The sequence below is a fragment of the Gardnerella sp. DNF00747 genome (genome assembly GCF_049262675.1).
In the GTDB taxonomy this organism is placed as follows: Bacteria; Actinomycetota; Actinomycetes; order Actinomycetales; family Bifidobacteriaceae; genus Bifidobacterium; species Bifidobacterium swidsinskii.
In genome coordinates this window covers 1,231,928-1,254,610 of record NZ_CP058394.1, presented here as the reverse complement: position 1 = coordinate 1,254,610, position 22,683 = coordinate 1,231,928, and the positions used below count along the sequence as shown (strand labels likewise).

The following is a 22,683-nucleotide window of genomic DNA, read 5'->3' as shown; positions in this document are numbered from 1 at the left end:
AACGTTCGCGCGAGCATAAAATTTAGCTCGTTTGCACATATCGTTGGTTGGCTGAAAAATTTACGGTTTATATTGCGCAACGAACCAACATTAGTTGGTAAATCAGCAATATTTTTTAAAAAAATATTGACACAATGCAAGGTTGTTGAAAAATTCTGTAAATTATATGTTAACTACAGATTTTTTACATGTTACTTGTGGAAAAGTGTTTGCGAGGAAATGGCGTAATTTAGCCATTTTTTCTATCCTAAATACAAATTTTTCAAATTTTATTTGCTAAATTAACAAGTTAAAAAAATTTTTTCTCTTTAAACAAGTGCTAGAGTATATGAAAAATATTTTGTTGCACTTGCAAAAATACACCATTATTTGCTGTTTGCATGGGGGGGGGTATATCTCTTATGCGATATTTAGCGGAAATGATTCAAACTAGCGTAACAAAAATATTTACACCCGCATGAAAAATTTTGGCAGCCAGTATGAAAGATTTTGGCAGCTGGCATGAGTTTGTGATAGCTAGAACCGAAATTTTTCCGGGATAACAACCACCATTTTGAAGGAGAGTATGTTTATGAAGTTCAAACGAACGTCATATCTGACTCGTTTAGCAGCATTAGGCGTGGCTGCGGCGACGCTTATGGTACCGCTTGGTACAGTTCCTGCGGCATTTGCAAAAAATGATAATGAAACTAAAAAAGATGGGAATGCACTTGTCTCTAAGATGCTTGATTCATCTTTAAAAGATAATAGTGAGATTAAGTCTATAGAAGATTTACGCCATGTTAATCCAACTCTTGCTAAAGCTTTTGAGAATTACAGTAAAAAAGATCAATTTAATAAAAATTCAAATGCTCAAGTGACTGTTGTTGTTACGTTGAAAAATAATCATCCGAAACTCACGAATTATGACGAAAAAGCCAACATTCATGAGCAGAATGTTTTAATTAACCGCGTAAAGTCAAAGTACAATATGACGGTTCGTCGCCAAGTTGGTTATTTAATGAGTGCTTTTGAAGCTACTCTCCCTGAAAAACACGTTCAAGATTTGAAACGTGAGCCAGGTGTAGTTTCTGTCGCAAAAGAACGTTTATATCATCCAATGGAAAATACTGCACGTAATTTGCAAGGTGTGCAAGCTGCGTTTAAAAAATATCATCTTGATGGCACTGGTATGTTGGTTTCCATCATCGATACGGGCATAGATCCAACTCACCAAGATATGAAGCTTGACGCTTCAGCTAAGACGCATCTTCGATTACAACCAACAGGTAAAGGCAACACTACCGACAAAGTGCCTGCAGGTTTCAATTACGCTGATGAAAATACTAATTTCACAGACTCGGGTGCGGAACAGCACGGTATGCACGTTGCTGGTATTGTGGCTGCTAACGGCGATGAGACTGGTGCTCCTGCATCTGAACATAATCGTGTTGATGGCATAGCTCCAAACGCTCAGCTGCTTGCTATGAAAGTATTCTCAAACGTGCCGGGTTCGCATGGTGCTCGTGATGTTGATATTGTTGCTGCAATCGAGGATTCTGTAAAGCTTGGTGCTGATGTTATTAACATGTCTCTCGGATCAGATAACGGTTTTGGTGGAACTTCTAATGCTACATCTCTCGCTTTAAAGAAGGCTCACGAAGCTGGTGTGCTTCCAGTTATTTCTGCAGGAAACTCCGGCTTGAACTTCTCTGAAAGTGGTGGCATAGACGATGTTCTAGGTAAGTGGGATGATGCAACTCTTGGTTCACCATCTTCTTATCCTTCTGCTTTCAGCGTTGCTTCTGTAGAAAATTCAAATATTACTCAGCAGTCTGCAAATTGGGTTGGAAAAGATGGCAAGTCACATACTTTGCCGTACAGCTATTCTATTGGTTCTTTAACGGATGCACTATCTCAGCATGAACTTGTGGATGCTAAAAAAGCTACTAAAGCTGATGTTAAGGATCTTGATCTTACAGGTAAATATGCTCTCGTAGAACGTGGCGATATCAGTTTTACTGAAAAGTTTAATAATGCGATTTCTAAAGGTGCTAAAGGTGTGATTGTTTACAATCACGACAAAGATTCATCCTTATTCATAGGAATGGGCGGATTGGAGAAAATCAAAAATTGCTTTGGTGCATCTATTCCTCGTTCTTATGCATTGGAAATTAAAGCAGCATTAGATAAAGGTGAGAAAGTAAAGATAGCTTTCACTGAACAATTCGTTACTATCGCCAATCCGGATGATGGGAAGCCTTCTAGCTTTACTTCTTGGGGTCCAACTCCAGAATTTGATTTTAAACCTCAGATTGCTGGTATCGGTGGTAATGTTTGGTCTACGCAGAATGGAAATAAGTACACCAGCATGTCTGGTACTTCCATGGCTGCTCCAAACGTTTCCGGTCTTTCAGCGTTGGTGATGGAAAGCTATAAGAAGCGTTTCCCTGATCTTAAAAAGTCTGAAATGGCTACCCGTGTAAGCCAAGCATTAATGAATACAGCAAGTATTATTGGACATAAAGATTCTGCAAATAGTAAGAAAATTCCTTATGCTCCTCGTCAAATCGGTGCTGGCTTAGCTCAGGTAGATAAAGCTGTTGCTACTGACGTGATTGCAACAGTCAACGGCAATTCGTACGTTGCTCTTAAAAACGTGAATTCTAATCGCAACTTTACAGTTACTTTGCATAATTATGGTAAGACTCCAGTAAAATTTGCTGTCCCAGATCAGGATGTGGTAAATGAGTCTAATGAGGCAAATAAAGATACAGTAACCTCTATTAGTAATACTGAAACCTTGCAATCAAAAACGCGTGAAGTTACGGTAAAGCCTGGCAAAACCGCTGATGTTAAGTTTACGTTAAGCCCAAATCGTTCTAAAGGCAATCATTATATTGAAGGTTGGGTGCGATTTGAATCCCTTACTGATACTCAGCCAGATGTTTCTGTGCCATATCTTGGCTTTGTTGGCGATTGGAACGATGAACCTATAATGGTAAAACCGGGAGAAAGCTATAGTGCAAGCCATAGTGATCTTACGACATCATTGCTTTCTGTAGCTGGTTTTATGGGTAAACTTCCGGTTAATAATGAAACGAAGCCTTATGTACTTGGCGAATTTTCACCTGCAAATAGAGATGGCTGGATGGATTATGTTGTTCCATCTATGGCTATATTCCGCGGTGCATCTGAAGTAAAATATTCTGTGTTGGATTCACATAATAAAACTAAGATTGTTCTTGGAACAGAACACAACGTGAATCGTTCTACTATTTCTAATGTTGGAGCAACCGATGGCTTAGCCGGAAATTTTGACGGGTCTGTGTGGAATCCAAAAACAAGTAGATTTGAAATTCTTCCTGACGGATGGTACACGTATCGTATTCAAGCTCGCTTAGGAGATAAGTTTGATTGGCAAACTTATGACATGAAGGTAGCAATCGATAATCATGGACCTAAAGTCACAGTATCTGATCGTGATGCTAACGGCAATGTGAAGATTGTTATTAGTGATGAGTTAAGCCCTGATCCTGGCGTACCAACTATTCATCTTCCTGGTGTAAAGGATGCCTTGAACTATGGTGATGAAGACACTCAATGCCCGTTGAATGAAGCAACTCGTACGCGAGTGTGCAAGACTATTCACATTGGTAATGAAGCTCAATACATAGATGTGCTTGTTCGAGACAATGCTATGAATTCAACTGAGGTTAAAAAGGTATTCGACACATATGCTGTGAAGAAACCGGATGGTTCAGAAGAATCTAAGAAGAACAAGAAGTTTATTATTCCAAATGAACAAAAACTTACTTCTCAACAAATTAAAGCTAATGCTCTAGAAGAAAGTAAGACCGACCCAGATATTAATGGTAAGTTCTATCTTGAGGGATATCTCACTAAAGATGTTGCTTCTATAAAAGCTTATGTGACTCCTGAAGGCGGTAAAAAGCAGGAAGTCAAATTAGCTAAAAAGCGCAAGGGTGAGAATACTTTCTATGCGTTTGTGCCACTGAAAAATGGTGAAAATACTGTGATGCTTAAAGCTTTTGATAGTAAGGGTGACCGTATTGGCAATAAGAAACTTGTTTTAAAGTTTAATGCACAAACACCTAAGATTACTGTTGATGGTCTTGACAACAAGGGTAATTTGCCTGTAGCTGCAGATGGTAAAGTAACTGTTGCTGGTAAAGTAACTGATACTCCTGGAGATACTGTAAAGCTAACGCTTAATTATCAAAAGGCTGCTGACAACACTACTGCAGCTAATGCAGTTGCTGGTTCTGTGAACAATCATGCTTCTGGTTCTGCCTCTGAATCTACTACTAAAGCTGTTTCTGGTGCTAATACAACTTCAGCAGCGAATATTAATGCAAATGTGAAGCAAGCAGATATAGCTGCAGCTAGTAAAGAAACTGAAGAAGTAGTAACTGTTGGTAAAGACGGTAGCTTCAAAACAGTTATTACTCCTGCCGCTAAAGCTGTTATGGTAACTCTTGTAGCTACTGATTCTGCTGAAAACACTACAACTATAGGTTTGGCTCTCGCTGGTCGTTCAACTCCTACGCCTAAACCTGCAGCTGCAACAAAAGATTTCATGCTTACTAATGCTGGCTCTATGGGTTCTTATGCGTGGTTAATTCATAAGAAGAATAATGGTCCAGACGTTATTGGCACTGATTACTTTGTTGCTCAAGGTGATGTGAGTTCCAAAGTGACTAGCGTGGTGTTTACTCCAGCTTCGCGTTTTGATGCTACAACTAAGAATCTTGTAACTCCAAACCCATTGCGTGCTGAAATTAAGAACGGAAAGTTTAGTGTAAAGCTTCCAATGCATCCGGGTATAAATGATTTCCGCTTGCAGGTGAACACTAAATCAACTGACGAAGATGCTGATGAAGACGATGAAACGAATGTAATCGATACTCCTGCAGCATTCTACTTCGACATTACGCCTCCAGCAGCACATTTCGATACTCCAAAACTGTATGGTCACACGTTGTTCACTAATCGTGACACAGTGACTTTCAGTGGAAATGTATCAGATGATGCTTTCGGTCAAAGTTTGCGAATTAATAATGATTCTGTAGGTGATTTCTACACTTTGGACACGAATGGTAAAGAAACAACTCGTCGCCAATTCTCAACTGACATTCAAGTAGACAATGGTGATAAGTTGCTGCTGCACTTAAGTGATCAGGTTGAATCTCATTTACTTGGTGTGATTCCAGTTGTTCTTGATGAAGTTGATCCTACTGTTAAAGCAGGTTTGGTTGAAGGCGAAGAAATCACTGATGGTCACGAAATTACTGTTAAAGCAGAAGATGATAATTTGAAGTCTTTGCGCGTTATGGTTGATGGTCATCCAGTAGCGTATACGGAAAATTATCTTCCAACTACAGCAGTAGAGGACACATTAGTGGATGTTTCTAAGGTTAACGATAATCCAACTCCAGATAAGCCAAGTTCTACAACATTAACGTTGAAGATTCCTACTAAGAAGTTGGTTGATGGTACTCACACTATCACTATTGAGGCGACCGATTTTGCTGGTAATACAGCAAGTGACGCAAGTAATAATGCAAATGGAGCTACTGCATATACATTCACGGTGAAGAATGGTGTGAAGCCTGGTGAGAATCCAACGAAGCCAAGTAATTCAGGAACCAAGGATGAGTCAACTCAAACTGATTCTGCACCAATTCCTCCTGCTTCTACAAAAAAGATCCAAAAGTCTCTTGCTGGATTAGAAACCAAGAATGTCACAGCTGGAAAGGAAGTAAAGATTTATGTTTCTGGACAGCCTGAAGCTGTGAAGAAAGCCAAATCCGGTGATCGCATGTATGCGTTCATTTACTCTGATCCTAAGGATCTTAAGGGTGAAGATGGTCATGAATATGTGACAGTGCATACTGATGAAAACGGTAAGTACTATTTCAAGGCTTTGATTCCTAGCGGATATTCAGGTAAGCACACAATCTTACTTATGGATGCAAATGGTAACCAGATTGCTTCTGGAGAGGTATCTGTATCTTCCTCTGCTTCTTCTGATAGTGGCAGCCAAACTGGTTCTGATAATAAGAATAATCAGAACCAGAATGGTAGCGGTAATGCTGGTAATACTGGTAACTCTGGTAATACTGGTAATAGCGAAGGTGGAAGCACGGGTCACGGTAACGGTAGTGGCAACAACGGTGGCAGCACTAGCGGTAATGCAAGCGGTAATACTAGCGGTAATACTAGCGGTAATGCCAGCGGTGATACCAACAATAATAGCCGCGGTGGTAATCATGGCGGTAGCCACAGCTCTAACCACGGCGGTAATCATGGTGGAAAATCCTTTACTACTGGAGGTAATTCCAGTAATAATTCGGAGTCGTCCTCAAAGGATGATGCGGATTCTACTAATGCGGGCGCATCCGCTGCATCCGGCGATGCCGCTGCCAATGGCAACGCAAGTTCTTCCAATGGCAACGCAGGTGCTGCATCTGGCAACGCTGCTGCAAAGCAGAAGGCTGCTGAAAAGGAGCAGGCTGACGCTAAGTCTGCCGCCAAGAAGATGACTTCTGATTTGGCGATGACTGGTAGCAGTGTGATTGGCATGGTTGTGACGTTTATGGTATTGCTTGCAAGCGGTGCTGTAACGTTTAAAACTCGCCGCCATCATACGCACGCCAGCAAGTAAATAAACAAAATAAGTAAATAAACAAACAAAAGTAAATAAACAAAGAGCACTTTCATCTTCTAATAAGGTGGGAGTGCTCTTTGCTCCTTTTTTATTATTATTGGAGGAATTATGAAGCTAGCTGATTTTGCAGAGTCTGCTCGCGCGCTATTTAAGCGGCTGACTCGTATGCGCGCTAATAAGTCCTCCAAAAGTGCGGAATCTTCCGCAAGCTCTGGAATCGCTGCATCTTCCGAAAATACTGAATCTGCGCAGTCTACGCAGTCTTCGTAATCTTCATCATCACAAGAGCAATCTTCCCCAAAACCAATGTCCACACTTCGCAAGCTGGCTGAGCCGATTGCGCTTGTTACTATTGGCATTTTGTGTTTCAGCTATCCTGTGGTTTCTACTTTGGTCAACAACCATGCTGCCAAAGAACTCTCAATCGAGTACGATAAATTAAATAAGGAAAAGCCTAAAGAAAATCGCTCGGAAATTTTGTGAAAAGCGCGTGAATACAACGCTCGCCACAAGGCGATTATTAGCGCGGACCCGTATAACGGCAATAACGACTACATGGACACTCCCGAATATAAAGAGTACGAAAAAGTGCTTAGTGATGTCGATGCTGAAGGCGTTGTGAAAATACCGAAAATTGACGTGAGGCTGCCGATTTACCATGGAACTACTCAAGATACTCTCGCGATGGGAGCGGGGCATTTGTACGGCACGGATTTGCCGGTGGGCGGCAAAAGCAGGCACACGGTTGTGACGGCGCATACGGGTATGCCGGATGCCACAATGTTCGACGATTTAAACACGCTGAAAAAAGGTGATTACTTCTACTTTGACGTGCAAGGCAAGACTCTTCGATACAGAGTGTTTCGCATAAATGTGGTGGAGCCGAACGATATTCGTTTGTTGCGGCGCGAAAAGGGGCGCGACTTGGCGACGCTGATTACGTGTACCCCGTATGGAGTTAACACGCACAGGCTGCTCGTGACGGGGTATCGTGTGTTGCCGGATCCTGCTAACGTGCCGGGCGACCATATGCAGTGGTCGTTGTGGATGACGTTGTTTGTGATATCGATGGTGATGTCTGCGGTGTTGATGGCGATGATGCTGATTGCGTCGTTGCGAAAGAAGAATGGTGTGAGTAGTGTGCAAGGCAGGCATTTGCTGGCGGTTTCGCGCAAAATGTTGCGTAAGTTGCGCAAACGACCTGCCTGAGCGCATATCGTCGCGCGCTTGCGTGGTTTTGGCTTGTGAATTTCTTGCGTGGCTGTGTGAGATAGGAATTTCTTTTAGCCGTGGTGCGAGTTTTGTGGGATTTCTTTCCTCGCACGTCCCGTCCTTTCGGGCGCTCTGGCTGTTAAAGGCGTTTAGTGTGTTCGCCTATCTTTAAAGAATGTAGCTTCTCAGTCCTCTTTTAGCGCTCGTAAAGAAATCCCCCAAACTCTGCGTGTTTAATCGTTAATAACCGTGTCTATCGCAGAGATTTTTCGATTTTTCTTCTTCGCTTGGCGAATCAGCAGCCTGAGGCTCTGACGTTCGCCGCGCTCAGTGCAAAAAATCTCAAATCTCTACCACACTGGTATTCGTACCTCTTAAGCAACACCCACCCATCGCTACTAGTAAAACCGCTAGTGTTCTTTGGTGTGGTAGGAGTGCTTGGTATGGCGTGTGCAGCAGCGTGAATGCTAGTGTTCGTTAATCAACAGGAATCAGTGTCTGCAAAGCATTGATGCAAAGCTTCTTTGGTCGTCAGATTACGCTTTCTTAGGAATATAAAGAAAGCGTAATCGTGTGCGCGCTTGCGTGGAAAGACCACTGGGCTTTCCACATTGAGCAAGCGCTACCGCATTAGTGTATCGAGAAGCGCGCTTCTTTGCTCGTCAGATTGTGCTTTCTTAAGAAATAAAGAAAGCACAATCGTGTGCGCTCCGATGCTGAAAGCACACTGTGCTTTCAGCATTGAGTCGTCGCTACCGCATTGAGCTTGCTTGAAGCGCGCAATGCAGCTTCAAGCAAGGGCAATGCGACACGCCGGCTTGCGCGCAAGCTCATTCTGAGTATAGTAGTTACTCGGTTCGCGAAACGAGCCAAGATAACCAACGCCCCTTTAGCTCAGTTGGTTAGAGCAGCTGACTCTTAATCAGCGTGTCCAGGGTTCGAATCCCTGAGGGGGCACAAGCAAAACCCAAGCTTCGCGCTTGGGTTTTTTCGTATCTAATCTCTCCGTCACGCATATGCAGCAGCGCGCGTTTGTCCTTCTTTGCAGTCAAGCTGGAAACATGACCTCGTCAAATATGATGCCGCAATTATTCCAAGATGATGCCCAGCTTGAACAGCCGCAACAACCGCTGCTAAATTTAGCACAGTCTCAGTCGCAACAAGTTCAGTCGCAGCTGCAATCACTTACGCCGCAGCAAGCTCAGCCGCGACAGCTCCCTCTAAAAGCCGCCGACACGACTGCCGAAAATCCGTGGCCTGTTGCCGTTTTAAGCCAAAAGTTCCACAGTGCAGTAGAACGCTGGCCAGCCGCGTGGATTGAGGGTCAAATCGTCGAAATTAACATGCGCCGCGCTTCTTCCGGTTACATCACCCTTCGCGACAGTAATGAAGAAGTGTCGATTTCAGTAATGGGCTTCAGCAATTTCGTGCAGCAGGCGCGCGAACTTCGCCAGGGCGACCGCGTAGTCGTTCACGGCAAGGCGGATATTTGGGTAAAAGCCACGCGTTTGAGCTTCGTTGCAGACGAAATCCGCCGCGTCGGTGCCGGTGACTTAAAAGCGCAAATTGACGAGTTGCGAAAAAAGCTTAAGGGCGAGGGCTTATTTGACGCTGAAAATAAGGTTCCGCTGCCGGAATTTCCTAAGTGTGTCGGTCTTGTGTGCGCTCCTCAAGCGCGCGCGGAGGGCGATGTTATTACGAACGTGAATTTGCGCTGGCCTGTTACGCGCTTCAAAGTTATTCACGCGCACGTGCAGGGCGTGCAGTGCCCGGCGGATATTATTGCCGCAATTAAGCAGCTCGACGCGGATCCAGAAGTTGACGTTATTATCGTTGCTCGCGGCGGTGGAAGCTTTGAAGATTTGATTGGTTTTTCAGATGAGGGTGTGGTTCGCGCTACTGCTGCGTGCGTGACGCCGATTGTGTCTGCAATTGGTCACGAGGACGATTGGACGCTGATTGATTTGGCTGCAGACATGCGCGCTTCGACTCCTACGGATGCTGCAAAGCGCGTGGTTCCAGACGTACGCGAGCAGTGGCAGCTTATTGATAACGCGTTGCAAACTATGCGCATGCGAATTTCTGCGCGCGTAGACAATGAGATTCGCCTCGTTGAAGGTTACGCGAACCGCCCGAGCCTTACGCGCCCGAGCACTATGCTTGAGCCGCACGAGTTGTTTGTGCAGCAGGCTGTTGAGCGAATGCGTCACGGTTTGGTGCGACTTCTTGACGACGCGAGTTTGACTGTTGAGAAAGCACACGCGAGCTTGACTGCGCTAAGTCCGCAATCGACTTTAAATCGCGGGTACGCTGTTGTGCAGCTCAGTGGTGGGCGAGTGCTTGACGACGCGGCTTTAGCGCAAGTTGGCGACGACATGACAGTTACGCTTAAAAGTGGCGTGGTCCTTGGCAAAGTGACTGGAACAAAGTCAGCTGTTACTAAGTCTGCTTTCATAAAGCCAAGTAAAAAGTCAAGTAAATAATTTTTTAGATATTTTAGATATTTATTTAGATACAACGAAAGGTTAGATATGAGTGAGAAAGTAACGAAAAAAGCGGAAGAAGTAGCGGCAGAAAGTAATGAAAGTGTAGAAACTGCAGAAAACACAGAATTTGCAAGCACACTTACGAAAGAAGAGCGCGCTGCGATTGAGGCGATGCCGTACGAGGAAGCTCGCGAAAAGCTGGTTCAGGCGGTTCAAGCGTTGGAAGCTGGCGGTTTGACGCTCGATCAGTCCATGCGTCAGTGGGAGATTGGCGAGGCGTTGGCAAAGCGCGCGCAGGGTTTGCTTGCCACGGTTCGCGCTAAGTTGGACGCGGCACAAGCGGAACAATCGGCGACGGCAGCTACGGCTGGCACGCAGTCTAATCTTGAGGATTAAGCGCGCCGCAGAGACACGCCTTAGTGTATAATTGCCATTTGTTGCCTCGGTAGCTCAGTGGATAGAGCACCACTCTCCTAAAGTGGGTGTCGTCAGTTCGATTCTGATCCGGGGCACTTTTATGTGTGACTTTATTTGTGCGGTTTATATTTGTGCAACGGTGTTGTGTGCTGTGTAGTTTGCCTATTTTTGTTGACAAGCATTAGTTTCTTTCGTACAATTGAGTAGTGGTGAAGCCAGGCAGTGTCTGGTTCGCGAAGAGCCAATCAAGCGATTGATTGGCTCTTTGTGCATCTAATAGTGGGGGATGTTGGGGATGATGGTGATTTATAAACCTTTTACTACTATCAGTCAACAAATAGAATTGCTTAAGTCTAGAGGAGTAGTGTTTCCTGATGAGTTTAAAGCTATGGAAATACTTGAAAGAGAAGGTTACTATAGCGTTGTAAATGGATATAAAAATCCATTTCTCGAATCAAACAATTCGAATAAATATGTTCAAGGAGCAAAGTTTGAACACATTTATTATCTTTTTAAATTTGATCGTGAACTTCGCAGTATTATCTTTGCGGCTACAACTAGAGCAGAAGCATTGTTAAGGTCATCATGTTCATATTGCTTTAGCCAAATGCACGGTAATGAAGTTAATGCTTACCTTAATGAAAATAACTATGAACACCCAAAGGAATCACGTGGTTTAATTAAAGCATTTAATCGAATTATAGAAAATAATAAGTCAAATAATCAAAAATTAAATATAGGAAAAGAATACATACGACATTGTATCAATAATCACGATGGGCAAGTTCCATTATGGGTTTTATCTAATGATTTGACTTTCGGACAGATGTTCTGGTTTTACAAAGCTCAAACTAAATGCGTGAGAGGTTTGGTTGCTAAAAAATATACTGAACTTTATAATTCTTCACACTGTTCTCAAAAAGATATTACGTCAATAAAAATTGATTCTACTTATAGAAGAATTAAAGAGTTCAGAAATATTTGTGCGCACGATGAACGTTTGTATTGTGCTAGACCGCATAGTGATAATGCAACAGTCTTTCAACTTATTAAAGATTTCGACATATTATTAGAAACTAGCTATTATCTAGAGTTTTTAGAGAAGATTGAAAAATTACTTGTTGCGCTTTGCGATAAAGTTCCAAATTGCTCTAAAAATGTTATTGAATGCATTGGAATGTCTAGTATTGATGAATTTTATGATTGGAAAAATAAAATTAAAGAAAATATTATCTTGAATAGTAACTTGTCTGTTCCAAACGAGGCAACGCTTAAGGCTATGAATCACGCTAATCAAATTATGAATGGCAAAATTTCTGACGATGGCATTGCTTTTAGCAATGCTAATGAAGCTAAGGCATTTTTGGATAATATGTCATGAAAATGTCATGAAAATTATTCGCGAGTCGCGAAATTATTCCTAATGTTAGGGGATAGTGTTAGATTATTTCTAACTTAAGCGATGATCCGTTATCGGCGGGGAGTTTTCGGAAGAACGGCGAGGATTCGTAAGGTTTTCGCTTATTAGAACCGACGGGGTTGGCCCGCACAGCCAAACACGAGAGGCTATGGGAATAGTTCGATTGCGTTGCATATTTGTGTTACGCACTTGCGTTATGCATTGCGATACACGTTACGTAATCATCTTATAGCAAGCGAGGTGGTACCGCGGCAGTAACTGTCGTCCTCGCAGGGAAATATTCACCCTGTTGAGCGAGGAGAGCACAGTGAGCGAATCCACTAATCCAGCAGCAAACGCGTCCGAAAATACGTCCGCAAATCACGTATACCCAAAGGTAAGTGTTTCAGCATCAACGCAAGAAAACTCCGGCGCGCAAGTTGCACCAAATCCTTCCTTCCCAAAGCTTGAAGAATCAGTTCTCCAATACTGGGATGCAAACAACACTTTCCGCAAGTCAATCGAATACCGTCCGTCCGGCAAGGGTAGTCAAAACGAGTTCGTGTTCTTCGACGGACCTCCATTCGCAAACGGTCTTCCTCACTACGGCCACCTGCTCACAGGCTACGCAAAAGACGTCGTTCCGCGCTATCAGACTATGCGCGGTCGCAAAGTAAACCGCGTTTTTGGTTGGGATACTCACGGTCTTCCTGCAGAGTTGGAAGCGCAGAAGGAACTCGGCATCGAGTCGGTTGAGCAAATCGAAAAAATGGGCATCGCAAAGTTTAACGATGCTTGCCGTGCCAGCGTTTTGAAGTACACAAACGAGTGGCAAAACTACGTGCATCGTCAGGCTCGCTGGGTTGATTTCGAGCGCGGTTACAAAACGCTGAACATTCCATACATGGAATCCGTAATGTGGGCTTTTAAGCAGCTTTATGATAAGGGCTTGGCTTACAAGGGTTACCGCGTGCTTCCGTACTGCCCGAAGGACCAAACTCCACTTTCAGCCCACGAGCTTCGCATGGACGCGGATGTGTACCAGAATCGTCAGGATACTACCGTTTCCGTTGCCGTTAAGCTTCGCGACGAAGCCGACGCTTACGCAGTATTCTGGACCACTACTCCTTGGACTGTGCCAACCAATTTCGCAATCGTAGTTGGCGCAGACATCGACTACGTGGAAGTTCGCCCAACTGAAGGCAAGTTCGCAGGTAAAAAGTTCTACATCGGTAAGCCTTTGCTCGGCTCCTACACTAAGGAACTTGGCGAAAATTACGAAGTTGTGCGCGAACTTAAGGGTGCTGAGATGGCTGGTTGGCGCTACTACCCAGTGTTCCCATACTTTGCAAGCGATTCTGCGCTCGCAGAGGGTGGCACTCCTGGTCCTAACGCTTTTACGATTTTCACTGCAGATTATGTTGACACCGCTGAAGGTACTGGTCTCGTTCACCAGGCTCCTTACGGCGAGGACGATATGAACACGCTTAACGCGCACGAAATTCGCAGCGTTGACGTGCTCGACGCAGGTTGCAAGTTTACAAGCGACTGCCCAGATTACGAAGGCTTGTACGTTTTCGACGCGAACTTGCCAATTTTGCGTAACTTGCGTGCAGGAGACGGTCCGCTTGCTCAAATGCCGGAAGATCAGCGCGCGTTGTTATTCCAAGAAAAAAGCTACGTGCACAGCTATCCTCATTGCTGGCGTTGCGCAACTCCGCTTATTTATAAGCCTGTTTCTAGCTGGTTTGTGTCTGTTACGAAGATTAAGAAGCGCTTGCTTGAGCTTAATCAGGAGATTAATTGGATTCCTGGAAACGTTAAGGACGGCCAGTTTGGTAAGTGGCTTTCTAACGCGCGTGACTGGTCGATTAGCCGTAACCGCTTCTGGGGTTCGCCAATTCCAGTGTGGGTGAGTGACGATCCAAAGTATCCTCGTGTAGACGTGTACGGTTCGTTGGAAGAGCTTAAGGCTGATTTTGGCGACTATCCGCGCGATGACGACGGCAATGTGAATATGCACCGCCCGTATATCGATCGCCTTACTCGTCCAAATCCAGACGATCCTACTGGAAAGTCGCAAATGCATCGTATTACGGATGTTCTCGACTGTTGGTTTGAGTCTGGTTCCATGCCTTTCGCGCAGTTCCATTATCCGTTTGAAAATAAGGAATTCTTCGAAGAGCACTTCCCATGCGACTACATCGTTGAATATATTGGTCAGACTCGTGGCTGGTTCTACACGCTTCACATTATGGCTACGGCTCTATTCGACCGCCCAGCTTATAAGAACGTGATTTGCCACGGCATCGTGCTTGGTTCCGACGGCCAGAAGATGAGTAAGCATTTGCGCAATTACCCGGATGTGAACGGCGTTTTCAACGAGTACGGCTCGGACGCAATGCGCTGGTTCCTCATGTCTTCGCCAATTTTGCGCGGTGGCAATTTGATTGTGACTGCAGACGGCATTAGGGATACGGTTCGTCAGGTTATGCTTCCAGTTTGGAGCTCGTACTACTTCTTCACTTTGTATGCGAATGCTGCAAACGGTGGTAAGGGTTATGACGCTCGTCGCCTTCGCGCGGATGAGGTTGCAGGACTTTGCAACATGGATCGTTATTTGCTTGCTCGCACGCGTTTGCTTGTTGAGCGCGTAGAAAAGTGCTTGAACGAGTTTGCGATTAGCGATGCTTGCGCAGCAGTTGGCGATTTTATTGACGTGCTTACGAATTGGTATATTCGCGGCAGTCGTGACCGCTTCTGGAATGAAGACGAGACTGCTTTCAACACGCTTTACACTGTGTTGGAAGTGTTCATGCGCACGATTGCTCCTCTTGCTCCTATGGAAGCTGAGGCTGTTTGGCGCGGTCTTACCGGTGGCGAATCCGTGCATTTGGCTGATTGGCCTTATTTGGTGGAGCCTGAAACTCTTTCAGACGGTGAGAAGAACCCTAAGGCTGGAACAGTCACTGAGCTTGGTGCTGTTCTTGCTCATGACGATGCTTTGGTTGCTGCTATGGATAAGGTTCGCGAGGTTGTGTCTTCTGCGCTTTCGTTGCGTAAGGCGGAACAGTTGCGCGTACGCCAGCCATTGGCAAACTTGACGGTTGTTGCAGAAAATACTGCTGCTGTTGAGCCTTACGAGCAGGTTCTTGAGCGCGAGCTTAACGTGAAGAATGTTACATTCTGCACTTTGGAAGACGCAAGCAACCACGGTTTGAAGATTGTTCACGAGCTTAAGGTGAATGCGCGCGCGGCTGGTCCTCGTTTGGGCAAGCAAGTGCAGTTTGCTATTAAGTCTTCTAAGAGTGGCGATTGGCGAGTTGACGAGTCTGGCGCTCCTGTTGTTCAGACTCCAAACGGCGAAGTTGCGCTTGTTGAGGGCGAATATGAGCTTGTAAATCGCGTTGAGTCTTCGGATGCTCAAGCGGCTGCGAATACTGCTTCTGCTGCAATGCCAACTGGCGGTTTCGTTATGCTCGACACTGCTTTGACTAGCGATTTGCTTGCTGAAGGTTACGCTCGCGACGCTATTCGCGCTGTTCAGGATGCCCGTAAGGAGAACGGTTTGGATATTAGTGACCGAATCGCTTTGACTTTGAGCGTGCCAGCTTCGGACGTTGTTAAAGTTGAGCAGTTCCGCGATTTGATTGCGGAGGAGACTTTGGCTACGAGCTTCGAGGTTGTTGAGGCTGATTCTAGCGCAACTGAGCTTAGCGTAACTCTTAAGCGTGCGTAAAACACGACTAACAGCTAATTAACTAAACAAAACGTGCCGGTGTATTTCAATACGTCGGCACGTTTTGTTTTACTTCTAGTTTTATTTGACTACCGTGTTGTAGCTACTCTAAAGAATTTCATTATTCTCAATATCCATCCAGGCATAATAAAAGTGACGTGCTTTTGTTCGTTCGAGTGGTTCTCTATAATTGGATGCTCCAAATCAAAGTACTCAAGTACGTCTTCGCCGTTATCGAATTTTCTATCAATTTCTTTTCCGCTTATCTCTTTACTTTTTGTGGTGTTTTTCATAATATTGTTCCTCCTTCTTTCGTGATCTTCTTACAGAAATAATACGAATTCGATTATTTCTTTTTGTTATTACTGCAGTCCAATGTTTGCTGTCTATCTTTCCAAAAACTAAGTAGCGAGAGTCATCATTGCCTGAATTTTTGGATTTGATTTCAGTTATTTCATTATTCCAAAGTATTTGAGCTTTTTTGAAACTGATACCATGTTTAGCTAAATTTTTTAAGCTCTTTGCAGGATCGTACTCAAAATTCATACTCACCTTCTATCGTCTATTTTAACGTAAAATAGCATCAATTGAAACTATTTTTAATGATTGTTGTTTTGTATTAAGTATCGTAAATGCTTTAAGTCGGCTTTCCTAGATTTTTTACGCATTGTGGTTAAAGGCTATTTATAGAAGCAAGCGCTACCGCATTGAGCTTGCTTGAAGCGCACAATGCAGCTTCAAGCAAGAGCAGTTAATTAACATTTTTTGGATTGTTGGTCGTCAGATTACGCTTTCTTAAGAGAATAAAGAAAGCGTAATCGAGTGCGCGCCGACGCTGAAAGCACACTGTGCTTTCAGCATTGAGTCGGTGCTACCGCATTGGGTCTCTTTTCGCGCTACGCTTAATCGAAAAGCGAGTCAATGTGACACCCCGTTTTCTATGGGTTCCTATAGTGTCGATAAGACAACAATACAAATTTTTACTCGATTTGTGTTTTGCGTTAATTTATATTGCATGATATTCAAAAAGAAAGTGCAGGTGACGAAATGAGTAAAGATGAGAAGGGTCGGTGTATTTCGTTCACGCTATAAGCGTGATTCATCTAGCGTCACCGTTCCTACTGGAAATAATTCTGGCATTATTATCGGAAGTATAATTATTGCAATTTTTGTGATTTTGGCAATTTTTGCCGATGCTTTTACTGCAATCACTGGCAATAATCCTTATGATGAGCATCCAGAATATTTAGATTTTAATTCTGTTCCAACAGGTTTTGGTGGCATTAATTTCCAGCATTGGTTTGGTCTTACGCCACTTCGTGGTCTTGATATTTTTGCAATTGTGGCTCATGGCGCGCGCGTATCTCTTGGAATTGGCGTCGCTTCTACCATAATATCGCTATTTCTTGGCATCGTAATCGGCATGATTGCAGGGTATTTCAGTGGTTTTGCAGATGCTTTGCTTTCGCGCACAATGGACGTGTTCTTCGGTTTCCCGTTCCTGATTTTTGCGATTGCTTTGTCTGCTGTTGTGCCGCAAGATTTTCCGCGTCCGCTTCTACTAATACTTGTTTTAGGATTTTTTGGTTGGCCAAGTATTGCGCGTTTAGTTCGCGCTCAAACTCTTACGCTTAAATCTCGCAATTTTGCAGTTGCATCTCGCGTAATGGGAGCCGGTACGTGGCATGTTCTTCGTGAACAAATAATGCCAAATATGATGCCGTTGTTGCTTGTGAATGTAACGTTCCTTATTCCTGGACGAATTGGAGCTGAAGCTGCGTTGTCTTTCCTTGGCGTTGGTATGAATCCGCCTTCGCCTTCGTGGGGTCGCGCTATTGCGGAAGCTGTGCAGTGGGTTTTAGTTGACCCATGGTATTTACTTTTCCCTGGAACTGCACTGTTCTTGCTAACTTTCGGTTTTAATCTTGTTGGTGACGGTTTGGCCAGTGCTCTTCAGCCTCGCGCTAAAAAGGCGGCGACGGCATGAGATATAAGGAAAATATTAGTAATAGCGATACAAAAAATAGTAATAGCAGTACGAAAAATATCAGCAATAAGCAGAATGTAAATAATACGCAGAAGAAAAATATGCAACAAAATATTGGTAATAACAGCAATAATGAATCCGCAAAAAACCCGCGAATTATTAGCAAAACCGTAGATTTTCTTACGTTTTTAATAAAGCGTTCAGCAAGCGCGGTACTTGTTTTAACACTGATTGCAGTTGTATTATTCCTTATTTTCTTTATGCTCCCAGCGAATCCTGCGCAACTAGCTTGCGGAAAGCCGTGCACTCCTGAGCGTTTGGCTCGAGTTTCCGCATTTATGGGCACGGACGCGCCGTGGTATGAGCAGCTTGGAAACTATATTCGTGGGATATTTTTTGGACGAGAATTTGGAACTAATTCTGCATCCTCAGGAATTTCAGCCGCTGGTGACGCAATTATCTGCTCGTCTCCATGCTTAGGCTGGTCCTTCACGCTTAACGAACCAGTCACAGATCTTATTATGAGCCGTTTTGCTGTGACAGCTTCTTTGGCGATTGGCGCTGCATTACTTTGGGTAATTATTGGTGTAGTAACCGGAGTGATTTCTGCTTCTAAAGAAGGATCGCTTTTTGATCGTGCATTTAGAGCGCTTTCTTCAGTGGGGATTTCGTCTCCTGCTTACCTGATTGGTATGCTTGCAATACTTGCTTTTGCAGTGTATCTGCCAATTTTCCCTACAGGCGGTTATGTGAATTTTTCGGATGATCCTTTAGGTTGGCTGCAGCATTTGCTACTTCCGTGGATTGTTTTGGCACTTCTTAACGCTGCTTATTATACGCGACTTACTCGTGCTCATATGCTTGACGAGTTGCAACAGGATTATATGCGCACTGCCTTGGCTAAGGGTATGCCGCGAACGAAAGTTATAACTCGTCACGCTCTGCCTAACGTAATGCTTCCTGTGCTAACAATGTTTGGCTTGGATCTAGGCGGTTTGCTTGGCGGTGCTGTGATTACTGAGAGAGTTTTCTCTATGCAAGGTTTGGGTTCACTACTTCTTGATTCTGTTAAAAATCTTGATTTGCAAGTGCTGGTTGGTGTGACGCTTTTTGCGGCTGCGCTTGTGATTGTTGCGAATCTTATTGTTGACATCTGTTATCGTTTCATCGATCCTCGTGCTGCAGTCTGTTAGTGCTTTTCGAGTGAAATTGTTAGTGGGCGAGGGCTAAGCGCTTGCGTTTGCTTGATGCTGCTCGTGTCAGCTCGCTCACTTTTTCTCAAGTTCAAAAATGTTAAATAGCTTATGCGCGAGTTTTAAAGAATTAAATTTTAAATAGAAAAGATTAAAGAAATAAGGGGATTATTATGTTCATTTTCAAAAATAATACGGCTTCAAAGAAAATTCTTGCTTCAACAGCAGCTTTTTCACTACTTACAATTTCACTACTTTCGCTTTCAGCTTGCACAAATTACAACTCTGGGAAAACCAGTATTACGAACACTTCCGTGCTAAATTCTAATCCTAAAAAAGGCGGAACTTTTACAATATTTACGTCAAATACGAATATGAATTTCGATCCAGCGCGCAGTCAGGGTTTGCCAATTACGTCAAATAATTTCATCTTCCGCGCGCTTACTACTTGGAAAGTAAATCCGGATTTAAGCAAGCAAACGCGTGTAGTTCCAGATTTGGCAACGGATACTGGCACAACAAGTGACGGCGGAAAAACTTGGAAATACACTCTTAAAAAAGGTGTTAAGTATGAAGATGGAACCGAAATCACTTCGCACGATATTAAATTTGGTATTGAGCGCTCGTTTGCAGATTCGTTAAGCGGTGGTTTTGGATATCACAAAACTCTTCTTGTTGGAGCTGAAAACTATAGAGGACCATTCGACAGAAAGTCGCTTGATTCGATTGAAACTCCAGATAATCAAACGATTATTTTCCATTTGAAAGCACCTTTTGCAGATTGGCCGTGGGTGACATCTTTGGCTGCATTTGTGCCAGTTCCAACTAGTTCAGGCGATGCTCAGACATATAGTAAAAGGCCGAAATCTTCAGGACCATACAGGATTGTGCAGAACGAAGTCGGAAAGCAAGTTGTAATGCAACGCAATAAGTATTGGGATTCCAAGCTCGACAGTACTCGCACAGCTTCTGCAGATGAAATTGTGTGGAAACTTGGTTCAGATACTACTGTTTCAGCTCAGTCTATGATTCAAGGAAATACGGATACAAAAACCGCATTTTTGGCTGATTTTGTGCCGCCTGCTCAGCTTGCACAAGCACAAGCGCATCCTCAATCTCGCAAGTTGCTAACTACTAGTAGTGATGGTGCTCTTGAATATTTGGCTATTAATACGCGCAGAATAACGGATATCAATGTTCGAAAAGCGATTCAGTATGCTGTTGATAAGCAGTCGTATCGAACTGCGAAGGGTGGCGAAATTGCTGGAGGTTTTGCTACTACGCTTATTACGCCTGGTATTTCTGGTCGAAAGCAGTTTAATTTGTATTCTGAAGATCCTCGAGGGAACGTTGAGAAAGCTAAACAACTGTTGAAAAAATCAGGTAAAACCGATATTAAGTTGATTCTGATTGCTCGTCCGGATCAAACGCAAGTGGCATCTTCTGTGCAATCAAGTTTAAAGCGAGCTGGTATTAAAGTGACGATTAAAACTGTTGACGCAGTAAACTTTACGGATGCAATTACGTCAAATTCCGGAGATTACGATTTGGCTTTGGCTTCGTGGCAGCCTGATTTTCCTTCTGCTTTTGCGAATTTGGGACCGCTTTTTGATTCTTCGCAAATTGGCGGCGGTAACTGGAATATTTCTCGTTATTCGAATCCTAAAGTAGATGCTTTAATTCGCGAAGCTGTGCAAACTGTTGACGAGAATTCGGCTCATAAACTGTGGCAAAAGGCGGATCACGCTATTATGGAAGATTCTCCTGTTGTTCCGCTTATTTACTCGCATAATACGTTTATTCATGGAAGCGGTGTTGAGAATTTCTACATCGGAAGTTTTCCTGCTTACCCTAATTATGCGGCTGTGTCTTTGAATAGGTGATTGAAGATGACGAATTTGGATGCGCAAGCTTTGAATAATAAAGATTTGGATGCGCGTAAAAGAATTGTTATAAGCGTTGAAGATTTGTCGGTTTCGATTGACGGTAGGCAAATTACACGCAATGTTTCTATGCGATTGCGTGCTGGAATAGTTTCTGCGTTAGTAGGCGAGTCCGGTTCTGGAAAGTCACTTACTGCGCTGGCTCTTATGGGATTGCTCGATAATAATGCGCGTGTTGAAGGGAATGCGGCGCTTCTTAACGCTTCGGATACTAACGAATCTTTTATAAATTTGCTTAGCGAAGATGCCTCTTATGAGCATATTCGCGGTGGCATGATTGGCATGATTTTTCAGGAGCCGTCCAGTGCGTTTAATCCTGTGAAAACAATTGGCAAGCAAATAGAAGAAGCGCTAATATATCATCCTGAAAAAGCAGGAAAGCTTAGCCAAAGAGATCGTAAGAAGCGTGTGATTTCGCAGCTTCTCGAGGTTGAGTTGAGTGATGCTGAGCGCGTGTATCGTTCTTATCCGCATGAGCTTTCTGGCGGCCAACTCCAGCGTGCGATGATTGCTATGGCTTTAATAAATCATCCACAAGTTTTGATTGCAGACGAGCCTACAACAGCACTCGACATCACCACGCAACGAGATATTTTACGTCTTATACGTAATTTGTCGGAGAAATTACAGCTTGCTGTGTTAATTATTACGCACGATATGAGTGTTGTGCGCGCGCTCGCAGATGAAATGTATGTAATGCAAGGCGGGAATATTGTGGAATCTGGCGAAGTTCAGCATATTTTTGCGAATCCTAAGCACGAATATACGCGCACTTTGCTAGATTCTGTTCCTAAATTTGATATGCAATATGCTTCAAGTGGTGATTCTTATGAAAGTATAGAAGAAGTAGCAAAAGCAATTGCTAAGAATATTGCTAAGAATATTTCTGAATCTCCAGGATCTGAATCTCCAGTAGTTGAAGTTCAAGGCGTAAGTGTGAAGTATTCGCATGCTCGTTTTAGCAAAAATTCAAATAAGCTTGCTCTCGCTAATGCAAACTTGCGCATTAACTCTGGCTCTACACTAGCTTTAGTCGGGGAGTCTGGAGCTGGGAAAACCACTATTGCAAAGCTTATTTCTGGGCAAATCAAACCAAATTCAGGATTAGTGCTACTTAATGGAGAAAACTTAAACAGATTAAACAATAAAGCTCGCCGCCAAGCATTATCGCGAATTGGATACGTTTTTCAAGATTCAGGTTCCGCACTAAATCCGCGTAAAACCATTGGCTGGAGTATTGCAGAACCATTACTTTTACACACGAATCTTGATGCCAATGAGCGTTTAGAGCGCGTTGAAGAAATGCTTAATCAAGTACAACTGCCAGTTGAATTCGCAAGCCGTTTTCCTCACGAGCTTTCCGGAGGTCAAAGACAGCGCGTAGGTATTGCGCGAGCGTTGATTTTGCAGCCTTCTCTGCTTATTGTGGATGAGCCAACTTCTGCGCTTGACGTAACAGTGCAACGTTGTGTACTTAACTTATTGCATGATTTGCAACAAAAATACCGTTACGCATGCTTGTTTATTACTCATGATGTTGGCGTTGTGCAAGAAGTTGCTAGCGAAGTTGCCATAATTAGAAATGGCAGCGTTCAATATATTTCGTAGTATGTTTTCCTAGTATGTTGACACTCGCC

At 43.6% G+C, this 22,683-nt stretch carries 11 protein-coding genes, 2 tRNA genes and 1 pseudogene; 12 read left to right on the top strand and 2 right to left on the bottom strand.

Annotated features, from left to right (window positions below; translation table 11 throughout):
• Nucleotides 1–571 precede the first annotated feature (571 nt).
• The 8 genes and pseudogenes from HXT32_RS04885 (at nt 572) to ileS (ending at nt 15,923) form a co-directional block, all read left to right on the top strand.
• Nucleotides 572–6,667, top strand: coding sequence for a S8 family serine peptidase (locus tag HXT32_RS04885; RefSeq protein ID WP_422118928.1), 6,096 nt, complete (start codon nt 572–574; stop codon nt 6,665–6,667).
• Nucleotides 6,668–6,778: 111 nt separating this feature from the next.
• A pseudogene (locus tag HXT32_RS04880) lies at nt 6,779–7,879 on the top strand (class C sortase).
• 886 nt (nt 7,880–8,765) lie between these two features.
• A tRNA-Lys gene (locus HXT32_RS04875) sits at nt 8,766–8,839 on the top strand.
• 119 nt (nt 8,840–8,958) lie between these two features.
• Nucleotides 8,959–10,365: an exodeoxyribonuclease VII large subunit gene (gene xseA, locus HXT32_RS04870; RefSeq protein ID WP_422119082.1), complete on the top strand. Its 1,407-nt coding sequence runs from the start codon at nt 8,959–8,961 to the stop codon at nt 10,363–10,365.
• A 48-nt stretch (nt 10,366–10,413) separates the two neighbouring features.
• Complete coding sequence (locus HXT32_RS04865; protein WP_076002682.1) at nt 10,414–10,764, top strand: exodeoxyribonuclease VII small subunit; 351 nt, start codon at nt 10,414–10,416, stop codon at nt 10,762–10,764.
• Between the two features lie 43 nt (nt 10,765–10,807).
• Nucleotides 10,808–10,880, top strand: a tRNA-Arg gene (locus tag HXT32_RS04860).
• Between the two features lie 200 nt (nt 10,881–11,080).
• The gene (locus HXT32_RS04855) at nt 11,081–12,166 is read left to right on the top strand and encodes an Abi family protein (RefSeq protein WP_422118927.1); all 1,086 of its coding nucleotides are present in this window, start codon (nt 11,081–11,083) and stop codon (nt 12,164–12,166) included.
• 346 nt (nt 12,167–12,512) lie between these two features.
• Nucleotides 12,513–15,923, top strand: coding sequence for a mupirocin-resistant isoleucine--tRNA ligase (ileS, locus tag HXT32_RS04850; RefSeq protein WP_064622013.1), 3,411 nt, complete (start codon nt 12,513–12,515; stop codon nt 15,921–15,923).
• Between the two features lie 89 nt (nt 15,924–16,012).
• Here the strand turns inward: ileS and HXT32_RS04845 are convergent, their stop codons facing one another.
• Nucleotides 16,013–16,216 carry a hypothetical protein gene (locus HXT32_RS04845; RefSeq protein ID WP_033888599.1) on the bottom strand — a complete coding sequence of 68 codons (204 nt, stop codon included), beginning with the start codon at nt 16,214–16,216 and terminating at the stop codon, nt 16,013–16,015.
• Complete coding sequence (locus HXT32_RS04840) at nt 16,194–16,469, bottom strand: BrnT family toxin (protein WP_004110572.1); 276 nt, start codon at nt 16,467–16,469, stop codon at nt 16,194–16,196. Before HXT32_RS04840 ends, HXT32_RS04845 begins: the two co-directional genes overlap by 23 nt.
• Nucleotides 16,470–16,980: 511 nt before the next feature.
• Here HXT32_RS04840 and HXT32_RS04835 point away from each other — a divergent pair.
• The 4 genes from HXT32_RS04835 to nikE all read left to right on the top strand — a co-directional run bounded on the left by HXT32_RS04835 (nt 16,981) and on the right by nikE (nt 22,654).
• Entirely contained in the window at nt 16,981–17,910 is a 930-nt protein-coding gene (locus HXT32_RS04835) for an ABC transporter permease (protein WP_004110570.1), read from the top strand.
• A complete protein-coding gene (locus HXT32_RS04830; RefSeq protein ID WP_415692926.1) occupies nt 17,907–19,103 on the top strand; it encodes an ABC transporter permease in 1,197 nt (398 codons plus the stop codon). Before HXT32_RS04835 ends, HXT32_RS04830 begins: the two co-directional genes overlap by 4 nt.
• A gap of 173 nt (nt 19,104–19,276) precedes the next feature.
• The gene (locus HXT32_RS04825; RefSeq protein WP_012913939.1) at nt 19,277–20,986 is read left to right on the top strand and encodes an ABC transporter substrate-binding protein; all 1,710 of its coding nucleotides are present in this window, start codon (nt 19,277–19,279) and stop codon (nt 20,984–20,986) included.
• A gap of 6 nt (nt 20,987–20,992) precedes the next feature.
• Nucleotides 20,993–22,654, top strand: a complete 1,662-nt coding sequence (gene nikE / locus HXT32_RS04820) for a nickel ABC transporter ATP-binding protein NikE (protein ID WP_422118926.1) — start codon at nt 20,993–20,995, stop codon at nt 22,652–22,654.
• Nucleotides 22,655–22,683: the final 29 nt, after the last annotated feature.

Bases quoted from the DNA above. Each gene is read 5' to 3' on its own strand.
- HXT32_RS04845 (WP_033888599.1), bottom strand. From the start codon at position 16,216: ATGAAAAACACCACAAAAAGTAAAGAGATAAGCGGAAAAGAAATTGAT.
- HXT32_RS04865 (WP_076002682.1), top strand. From the start codon at position 10,414: ATGAGTGAGAAAGTAACGAAAAAAGCGGAAGAAGTAGCGGCAGAAAGT.
- HXT32_RS04840 (WP_004110572.1), bottom strand. From the start codon at position 16,469: ATGAATTTTGAGTACGATCCTGCAAAGAGCTTAAAAAATTTAGCTAAA.
- nikE (WP_422118926.1), top strand. From the start codon at position 20,993: ATGACGAATTTGGATGCGCAAGCTTTGAATAATAAAGATTTGGATGCG.
- xseA (WP_422119082.1), top strand. From the start codon at position 8,959: ATGATGCCGCAATTATTCCAAGATGATGCCCAGCTTGAACAGCCGCAA.
- HXT32_RS04855 (WP_422118927.1), top strand. From the start codon at position 11,081: ATGATGGTGATTTATAAACCTTTTACTACTATCAGTCAACAAATAGAA.
- HXT32_RS04825 (WP_012913939.1), top strand. From the start codon at position 19,277: ATGTTCATTTTCAAAAATAATACGGCTTCAAAGAAAATTCTTGCTTCA.
- HXT32_RS04830 (WP_415692926.1), top strand. From the start codon at position 17,907: ATGAGATATAAGGAAAATATTAGTAATAGCGATACAAAAAATAGTAAT.
- HXT32_RS04885 (WP_422118928.1), top strand. From the start codon at position 572: ATGAAGTTCAAACGAACGTCATATCTGACTCGTTTAGCAGCATTAGGC.
- HXT32_RS04835 (WP_004110570.1), top strand. From the start codon at position 16,981: ATGAGAAGGGTCGGTGTATTTCGTTCACGCTATAAGCGTGATTCATCT.